Annotated in this window: 7 protein-coding genes; 1 reads left to right on the top strand and 6 read right to left on the bottom strand. The window is 39.6% G+C overall.

Going from position 1 to position 10,234, the window contains the following annotated elements:
* The coding region (locus tag RAO94_00035; GenBank protein MDP8320715.1) for a hypothetical protein at positions 1-717 on the top strand (717 nt) is incomplete at its 5' end.
* Positions 718-1,191: 474 nt separating this feature from the next.
* Here the strand turns inward: RAO94_00035 and RAO94_00030 are convergent.
* The 6 genes from RAO94_00030 to RAO94_00005 all read right to left on the bottom strand — a co-directional run.
* A complete protein-coding gene (locus tag RAO94_00030) occupies positions 1,192-3,561 on the bottom strand; it encodes a carboxypeptidase regulatory-like domain-containing protein (protein MDP8320714.1) in 2,370 nt (789 codons plus the stop codon).
* A gap of 148 nt (positions 3,562-3,709) precedes the next feature.
* Positions 3,710-7,516: a T9SS type A sorting domain-containing protein gene (locus RAO94_00025; protein ID MDP8320713.1), complete on the bottom strand. Its 3,807-nt coding sequence runs from the start codon at positions 7,514-7,516 to the stop codon at positions 3,710-3,712.
* A gap of 4 nt (positions 7,517-7,520) precedes the next feature.
* Positions 7,521-7,679 (bottom strand): hypothetical protein, encoded by a 159-nt coding sequence (locus RAO94_00020; protein ID MDP8320712.1) that lies wholly within the window; start codon positions 7,677-7,679, stop codon positions 7,521-7,523.
* Between the two features lie 160 nt (positions 7,680-7,839).
* Positions 7,840-8,943, bottom strand: coding sequence for a DNA polymerase III subunit delta' (locus RAO94_00015; GenBank protein ID MDP8320711.1), 1,104 nt, complete (start codon positions 8,941-8,943; stop codon positions 7,840-7,842).
* A complete protein-coding gene (locus tag RAO94_00010; protein ID MDP8320710.1) occupies positions 8,943-9,506 on the bottom strand; it encodes a GNAT family protein in 564 nt (187 codons plus the stop codon). The genes RAO94_00015 and RAO94_00010 overlap by 1 nt, the downstream gene beginning before the upstream one ends.
* Positions 9,507-9,563: 57 nt before the next feature.
* Positions 9,564-10,234: glutamine--tRNA ligase (locus RAO94_00005; GenBank protein ID MDP8320709.1), on the bottom strand; the 671-nt coding region annotated here is incomplete at its 5' end.

Raw genomic sequence — 10,234 nt, 5'->3', positions numbered from 1 at the left:
TCCACTGACTATTTACTGGCGACTATATACAACTGGGATTTATCAATAATACCTGCTGAACAGTGGAATGGGGAAGATTCGCTTCTGATTTCCGTAAGTGATTCCCAGGGAAGATTAGTTACTTCCCAGCTTCTTAATGTATGTGTTATCCCGGTGAATGATTCACCCTATCTAAATTGTGATTATGATTTCACCTTTATCAATGATGACTCGCTTACAATAGATTTCTCTCTATTTATCTATGACGTAGAAAATGATGCTGTCTCACTGCAATTAACTCATAATAACTCCATAATAATTGATAACAATTTTCCGATTATCACTTTCTCTGCTGCTGCTGGTTATTCTGGATCGGAAGAAATCGTGGTTCACGCCTTTGATGGTTATTCACAGCCAGCCACTCAGGTGATAGAAGTCACTGCCCTCGCTCGGGTTTATGGAGATATTGACCTCAATGAGATGATCGAGTCCCTTGATGCTGCTCTAATTCTGCAATATCATGTTTCACTCGATCCTGCACCTTTTGCTCCCTTACCCTGGAATGACTGGAGAATAACCCTCGCTGATGTGGATGGCAATCAACAGATTGAGGCGTATGATGCCTCACTCATCTTGCAATTTTTTGTAGGTATTATAAATCAATTCCCAGTTCAACAAACCAGGCAGACAAATATCATCCACATATCAACATCCCCTACTCCTAACCCAAAAAAATGATCAAAATAAAATAACTCTCCCTAACCTGTCTCTCTGAATCATTATCCCTAAATCATTACACTAAAATTTTCCCAGTTCCATGCTTTCACCATGTTTACTGCGTTTACAATGTTCACATCGTTCACAAAATCCCCCACTCATCTTTCATCTTGCAGCAATTGACCAGTAAAGCACTCACCGGACTGACGACGGGATAACATTTAAATGTTATCCCGTCGTCTGTCCGGTAATATAAAGACTTCTCTATAGGTGGAGTAAGTATTTGGGTAAGGTTTTCTGCTATGATAAGCATCCGAGATGCTTTCTTTTTAACCAGATTATAAGACTTATTTAATAAGACACTTAACTATTACCTAAATTGTTCAACATGTAATCCATTGCCAAGCTGCAGGACCATTCAAAGATTTTGTTGGAAAAATTGAGCAAAAAAAAGCTCAGCCTCTTTCAGAGGCTGAGCATATTATTAGAAGCTGATTACTTCATCAGTATCATTTTCTTTGTGCTTGTATAGCGTCCGAACTTCATTTTGTAGAAATAAACTCCAGAAGCTTGACCATCAGCATTCCACTGAAGTGTGTATGCTCCAGGGTCCTTCTGCTCGTTCAACAGAGTAGTTACTAACTGACCCTTAACGTTATAGACCTGGATGAGAACATAACCCGCTTCAGCAACATCGTAAGCGATTGTTGTAATTGGATTGAAGGGGTTCGGATAATTGCTCTTAAGAGATGTAACTGCAGGTATAGGTGCAGGTTCAGAAGTAAGGTCTAATCTCTCAGTAGCGTTATTAATTACCATGTTAATAGTTACTTCATCAGCACTGACAGGAATTCTCAGGAATTCACCAATGAGAACTTCTGCCGAGGCAAGAGCTAACTTATTACCGTTAAGGAAACAAAGAATATTAGTTTCAGGAGTTCCGATCGTGGATGATATTTCAGCTTCAAAGCCATAAAGATCACCGGTAGCAGTGAAGACAAGTTCATTATCAACGAAGGTAATTTCCACACCAGCTTCCGGAGTCTGATGACGAACCATTTCTTCAACCGGGAAGATGTCTATATAGCCAGCAACGTATTGAAGAATAAGAGATGCGTCATAGGCGCCAATGAAATCATTACCATCTACATTTGCTCTTGATATTGTTTCTTCATCCCAGGGCAGAGGGACAGCATCGGGTTCCAGATACACTACATACTGCAAAACATTGGAAGCGTCATAGGCTTCGACAAAACCATTTGCATCTACGTCGCCATAAAATACGTCACCTGAAACATAGAAGCCGAAAATACCTTCGGAATAATAAGCTTCATCATCCCAGGAAATTAGCAGGTTGCCATTATTATCTTCCACAACTCCAGCGATTCCGCCGTCATTGTAAGTATCCCAGCAATATACTTCATAATATCCCGGTTCCAGATTTATCCAATGATTTCTGGTTTGATATTCGCTGGCAAAAGTCTGGTCAGTAGCCCAGAACCAGCCTTGTTCTTCCGGCATCAAGAGATTATAGCTGGCTTCAGTTTCCCAGGAATCAACCGTCAGTGCCAGGTGTGTATTCCAGTTAGTAAAGGGTTCCATAGGCAGATCAATATAATTTGTTCCTTCTACGATAGTGATCTGTGTCTCGTAATCCAGATACAGGGTAGCTGAGCAATAAACATCGTAAGTGGTTATTGCCAGGTCGTTGAACTGGAAAATACCTTCAGCGTCAGTAGTAGTATATAGCCTGGATGATTCTCGCGCTTCCGCTAAATAGATTTCAACAACTGCTCCTTCTATTGGGTCAAGACTGACAGAGTTATAAACATAACCTTCCAGGTTTCCGTTTTGCAGAGATATGTCACCGGTAATTTCAATTTCATAGTAGCCGGGATCATCGCCTCCAGGATAGATTTTGGCATAATAAAATCCAGGATCTAGTGATTCAAAATCTATCCGGCTCTGTTCAGCTCCCTGCCAGTTATCATTATAAGCCATATAATTATCGTCACCACAATATTCCCAGATCTCAAGTGCTGTATCGAAAAGAGAATTCAGGAGTGATACTGTCACGTCAGTGTATGTGTTATCAAGATAGAATTTATACCATATTTCCTGAGTATCGGCGCATTCTCCGGTTTTTGGTGGATCATTAATATCGAGATATTCTATAGGATTAGAGCAAGAACATCCGGAAATTTCAGGGACAACAATGTCAAATTCAAGTTCGCTGCCACTTATATACTCTTCATGGACAACGATTCCCGCAGCGGTATTAACAGTGCACCCCCAACCTCCGTCTCCGAAACTATCATGGAGAAGGAATGTCCAGGTGCCAGGCTCCAGATATAGGAAATAGCGAACCGATTCTTCCGAGCTAAAGGTTTGGTCTGCGCCGAAATAAAAGCTACCCGAATCGGCATTTTGTATATTCCAGGAAGCTTCATAGTAATATTGGTCCAGGACAAAATAGGCATTATAGTTGCAGCCTACAGCTTTTTGCAGTAGAAATTCTGAAGGTTCATTAGTACCTCCAATGATACTGACGACGTCAAACAGGTCGTAATGCATCAATTTTCTAATTCTAAGGTAGTAAACATTGACATCTGTAAAAAGAAATTCAAAATAGCCTTCCTCATTGGTATATTCGGTATAGGTTTCTCTGGTGATATCTTCTTCATCATCTCGGGAGAATGAGTTTGTTGATAGGATGATCTGGGCATTAAAGACAGGTTCACCGGTATTGGCATTGTAAACGTGTCCTGACCAATCACCTAAAGGACGGTTATCCCTGGCTGGATCATCAGCAAAAATGGGTAAAAGTATTAGGAAAAAGAGAAATATTAAAATAGTCTTTTTCATATTTAACCTCATAATAATTAGAAAAGTTAATAAAAAACGATAAATCTATTCAGTAGTATCTTATATTGCTGTTAGAGTTATCGTATTAAAAAAAAAAGAGAAAATGCTCAGCCCCATTGCTGGGGCTGAGCGTATTATTAGAAGCTGATTACTTCATTAGTATCATCTTCTTAGTGCTTGTATAGCGACCGAACTTCATTTTGTAGAAGTAAACGCCAGAAGCTTGACCATCAGCATTCCACTGAAGTGTGTATGCGCCAGGATCCTTCTGTTCGTTCAACAGAGTAGTTACTAACTGACCCTTAACGTTGTAAACCTGGATGAGAACATTACCAGCTTCAGCAACATCATAAGCGATTGTTGTAAATGGGTTGAAGGGGTTCGGATAATTGCTCTTAAGAGATGTAACTGCTGGAGCAGAAGTAAGGTCTAATCTCTCAGTGGCGTTATTAATTACCATGTCGATAGTTACTTCATCAGCACTGACGGGAATTCTCAGGAATTCACCCGTGATGACATCAGCAGAAGCCAGAGCGATCTTATTGCCATTAACGGCATAGAGCACTTCAGTTTCTAGTGTGCCAAATTCTGATGAAATCGTAGCTTCAAAGCTATAAAGTTCACCATTAGCAGTGAAGATAAGTTCGTTATCAATGAGTTCTACATTAACTAAAGCATTAGGAGCATCAGAACGAACCAATTCTTCTACTGGGAAGATATCGATGTATCCTACAACGTATTGCAGAATGAGTGAACCATCATAGGCATTAACCCAGAAATTGCCATCAACATCAGCAATAGCTATAGTTTCATCACTCCATGGGAGTGGAGCACCATCAGGATCAAGACCTACAACGTATTGCAGAACATTAGATGTGTCAAATGCTTCTACTGCTCCATTATCATCAACGTCACCATACATCATGCCACCGCCGACTTCAAAATCAAACCAGGCTTCCGAATAAGCATAGGTTACCCAGGAAGTAAGTTCCTGCATTAAGTGGATTACATTTCCGCTGATACCACCATCTCCGTATGAATCGTAGCAAACTACAGAATACATTCCCGGATCAAGGATAAGAGCTTCAGTCTGCATTTCATATGCAGCAGCAAATGTTAAGTCTTCAGCATAAAGGAAGTCTTCTAATTGATAATCATATACATTCCAGCTTGCTTCAATTGCCCAGTAATCAACATCTACATTAATAAATACATCTTCAGGTGGAATATATTCAGCTACTTCCACATTCAGAGCATAATTGAAGCCATCAGGATAGCCAGTATATCCAGGAGTGGAGACAATAATTCCAAAATCACCAGCAGGTATCTGGATTGTACCCATTTCATAAGAGCAGTAGCCTGTTTCATTATAGAAACCATATACAGCCAGACCGTCGCAGTTTCCACTGGTAAGCCATAAAGCTGCGTCACCAAAGTCACAATCTACGGTTACCGTTACTTCATAAAATTCAAATTCGTCACCAGTATTAGAGAGATACCAGTCCATATCACGAGATTCACCACCAGTAGCAGTGATATAGTTATTCAGCATTCCGCATACTGTTTCACCAGGTACAATTGAACTAAAGAGTGGCTCTACCATGTTACATCCACCATTGGTAACATCTTCACCACCTTCAAGGATCATATCTTCACCTTCAGGTGTTCCAACGCATTCCAGAGCCTGACAGGCATCTTCCCAGTTAACTTCGATATCCCACATTCCAGTTTCTGTACCATAAGCATCTACAACAATCCAGTACATGCCGGCAGCAAGAGTCATATCATAAAGAGCACTCTGTGATACACGGCTGTTTTCCTTATTTGGGATTATCGGACGAGCCCAATCGATCAGTTCATTACCGCCAGAGCGAGCATAATAGTCATCATTATAATACAGATAGTTATCAGCTCCAGGAATTACATCAGAAGCGTAGATAGCTAACTTAGTGTCAAAATCACTGCCAAGCAGTGAAACATCTACCAGAGCATCCATAGGAACAGTAAGTGCATAAACTATATCAGCATTATCGCCACCATAACCTGGCATTACATAGTCATCATTATAAACTGATTGATCTCCGAAATCATTGAAGTAATTAAATTCATCAAAGACTACTGGTATAGCATTATCTATGATATCACCATCAGGCAGTCCAGCATTAACACCAGTAATATTCAGAATGTAATCTCCAAAATTAGTGCTGTAACCATAAACTTTGGCATAATAGTTTCCAGCTTCCAGATTATCAAACACTATCTGGCTCTGAGCTACTCTTGATTGCGTTTTATCGATATTTTCCTGATTGATCATGCTTCCACGTCCAGACCAGTCATCATTATAAGCTATATATGTATCATCACCGCAATCTGCCCATACTTCCAGGATGGTGTCAAAATCAGAACCTAAGAGAGAGACGACTACGTCCAGATATTCATTATCAAGATAGAATTCATACCACACGCCATCATAAGCTTCTACAGTAGCCCCTACTTGAGCAGGATCATTGATGTTATAATACGGGATAGCTGTTTCGCAGGCTTCTCCCGGATCCGGTGTCCATTCATACCATTCCAGATTTAAGGTGTATTCAAAATCATTAGGAGTGGGCCAGTTAGATACGATCACATAATATGTGCCAGCATCAATAGCAATGCCGTCAAAAGTAATGGATTGACCTGCTCCACCATTATAAATTGTATTATATTCACCATCTGGGCAACCGTCAAGAATGAATAATCCAGGATAACCATAGCCGACAGTCGCTAAACTTCCCTGCAGGAATCCGCCATCAACATCAATAGTTATTTCATAAACAATGTCTATTCCATTCATATAGGAACTACCTGGATAGCTGTAGTCATCCATAAAGCCATCTGAAGTACCAGCAAGATCTACTACTGGCAAAGTAAGTGGAATTGGGTCTCCACAGAGGTCACCCTGAAGTGGAACCCATGGTTCTGCAAATGTGAGTGGTATTCCAACTGCTTCTGAAGGAGTACCATCTGCACCCAGAACAGTACCTGTATAGGTGTAATCACCTAAAAGGTAATCTCCACTCACGCGGAGATTCAGTTCACCAGCGCCGATCTGATATTGCAGACCGTCAACCAGCATATAGTCTGTGCCGTCATATGCAATATACATGATAGGAGCATTACCATTGATAATTTCCCACATTACTGCCTGCCAGCTTGCTGCGCCTTCAATTACGCCTTTTGCTGCCCAATAGTCAAACCAGCCTTCTGGATAGGTATTAACGAAGAATTCATTTAATTCATCTGCCATAAGTGGCAAAGTTGTGGTCATATCACTCAGGTTAAGATAAGTGTAATCATACACAGGATCTACTATTACTACATCATCTTCCACTGGTAACCAGGTTGCCAAATCAATAGAAGATACCAGTGAGTAACCTGTTATTGCTGGTGTACTATTAGGCACAACTTCAGGTCCCATTACATCATCTAAATATAAGTAATACATATAAGGACTATAATAATGAATTGCTACATATTTTGTTCCTATTGGTAAATCAGTTTTACTATATTGCTGCCAATCTACTGTAGCATCACTAATTTCATCACTCCAGGTAAAATCTGTAGTTACATCTGTTCCTGTTGATGACCAGCCAACTGTAAAATATTCACTTCCATAACTATATCTTTTATACTGAAAAGATATTGTCTGATCTCCGTCTGTTGTGATCAATTCCGGAGTAACGAGGTACGTATCATAGCTTGCGCAACTTGAATAAGATGAGAATCTTGCAGAATACTCACCGCTGTAGAATTGGTCACCGCTTTGAGTAATATCATTTGTTGGTGAGCAATCTCCTTGAACAATAGTCCAATCAACTGGAGGCCAAGTTTCAAATCCTTCGTTAAGATCTGCTGCGAATACAGTACTTGCTGCAAACAGCGAGATCGATAAAATCAAAAGAATTTTTTTCATTTTTTTATTCATCTTTTTCCCCTGTTCCGCTTCTTGCGGACTTTTTGTATTCCGAATTTTTCGGAAGAGAGTTCGTTTGATTATCAATTTCTTTTTCAGTTTTCGATAGATATTTTTCATTCTTTTTCTCGATATTTTCCTCAAATTTAAATATCTGATTCATTAATAACCATCCATATTTTCACCATCTTTTTAAATTTAGAGCAACTACACCAATATACTGTCCCTCATTGATTATCAAATTTGCTACATCTTAATAAATAGGTCAATTTTTTTTTTTTATAAATTGTATATAAGGTAGGAAAAAATATTTAACTGGTTTCTTAATTGAATAATCTTCCTAACCTGTTATAAATTTCCAAAATTATTAACTGCTGATTAACATTGCCTTTAAGCTTCTTCTGGCAATCTTCCAGAAAGCGGATCAGATCCAGGATTTTATCATCTATTTGAGGATATTTGTGGTACATGGCTTCCAGCATATTTGTCCTGTCGATATTGACAATGAATTCCGGATTGTGTTCAAAGAACGCCAGGTCAGCAAGTGCGATCTGCAAATGGATGATCAGATTTGCTGTCCATTCAGGAGGATTACCCTTAATTTTACTCAGAAATTCATAAAATCCCAGATCATCCTGACTGGTTATAAGTTCTTTTAATTTATTAGCTGTTTCCCTGATCTCAGTATCACCCTCTTCCATCAATTGCAAAGCTCTTTCCAGATTACCATTTGCAATTCTTGCCAGGAGGCGTGCCCTGCTTGCTTCGATTCCCTGCACTTCCAGCAGCTCCCTCTGTATATCATCAACGGAAAGTTGATTAAATGGTATCTTCTGGCAACGGGATAATATCGTGGGTAATAAGAAATCCGGGCGATTGCTTGTCAGCAGAATTATAGTATCTTCGGGTGGTTCTTCCAGCGTTTTCAAAAAGGCGTTGGCTGTATTATTATTCATCAGATCTGCACTTTCCACCAGGCAGATCTTATACTTCGCTTCATGAGCACTCAAGCTTATTTTATGGATCAGCATCCTGATGGCATCTATCCTGATCTCAACCTTCTGACTGAAAGTATAGCTTCTCCAGGGATATTTACTGCGCAATTGGATATATTCCTCATATTCTTTACCCAGCCTTTCATCCTTATAGGAGCCATCATAATTAAATTTAAGATTTGGTGTGGGAAAAATATAAACAAAATCCGGATGACTGAAAGAAAGAAATTTACGACAGGAATTACATACACCGCAGGGCTTATCTTCATTTTCACAGTTTAAAGCCATACCAAAATAAAGGGCAGCTGTAAATTTGCCAATACCATTTCCACCATAAAAAAGATAACTGCCACCTGCTTTATGATTCATAATAGCAGTTTGCAATATCCCCAGGGCTCTATCCTGGTCGTGGATCTTAGTAAATAAGCTCATTATTTAAAATAGTCACTTAAGTTGCTTTCACTGAATTCTGAAGCCAGGAAATCCATGAATATCTCGTCATATTTCCTGCCCATGATGATTCTTGCTTCCCGATGTCTGCCAATTTCTTTGAAACCCGCTTTTTTGTAACATTTATAAGCTCTTTCATTATATGCAAAAACCTTGAGATATATATTATTGAGATTCAGGATATTAAAACCATAATCAAGCAAAAGTTTTACTACTTCGGTGCCATATCCCTGGTTCCAGCAGCTTTTGTCACCTATCATGATACCCAGCTCTGCTTTGCGGTCACTGTGATCCAGATCAAATAAACTGCAGCTCCCGATCAATTGTTCCCCATTATTTAAAACAATACTGAATATCTGAGAATTGTTTTTTACCATATCGCTCAAAATAGCTTCTTCACGTTCTTTGGTCATTTGGCGGTCAAACATCGTCAGGTTCAGGGCAATTTCTGCATCAGCAAACCAGCGGCAGAATTTGTCCGAGTCTTCAATCCGCACAGGTGCCAGAAATAATCGTTCCCCAATCAGTTTTCTGTAATATCCCATAACTAATTACCTTAAAATGGGCTTACAGAACATTATGATCTGAAAGCCCATTGATTATTATTTTCTTTTCTGAATTCTTGACCATTCGTCACGTAAACCCACTGTTCGGTTGAATATCGGTCTACCTGGTCTGCTTTCTACTCTATCTACACAATAATATCCAATTCTCTCAAACTGCACCCTACTTTCTGGCTTAAGTTCTTTTAAAGCTGGTTCAAGTTTGCAGTTCGTGAGTATTTTACGGGAATCTGCATTGATCAATTCCATAAAATCAAGCTCAGATTCGGCAGGATTGGAAATGGTAAGCAGATTATCAAAATGACGCACTTCTACATCTATTGCCTGAGCGGAACTCACCCAATGCAAAGTGGCTTTCACTTTTCTGCCATCAGGAGAATTTCCACCACTGCTGGCTGGATCATAGGTGCAATGTATTTCCAGTATCTCACCGGTTTCTGATTTTACTATGCTTTCGCATTTGATAAAATAGGCATAACGCAATCTTACTTCCCTGCCTGGTGCCAGACGATAGAACTTTTTGGGTGCATCTTCCATAAAATCACTTCTTTCGATGTATAGTTCCCGGCTGAAAGGCACTTCACGAGTTCCATCATCAGGATTCTCAGGGTTATTTATGGCTGTGAAATATTCCACTTTATCCTCAGGGTAATTATCAATGATCACTTTTACCGGATCAAGCACTGCCATATAGCGCAAAGCTCGTTTAT

The organism is Candidatus Stygibacter australis (assembly GCA_030765845.1).
GTDB classification, from domain to species: domain Bacteria; phylum Cloacimonadota; class Cloacimonadia; order Cloacimonadales; family TCS61; genus Stygibacter; species Stygibacter australis.
This window is presented reverse-complemented; position numbering and strand designations above follow the sequence as displayed.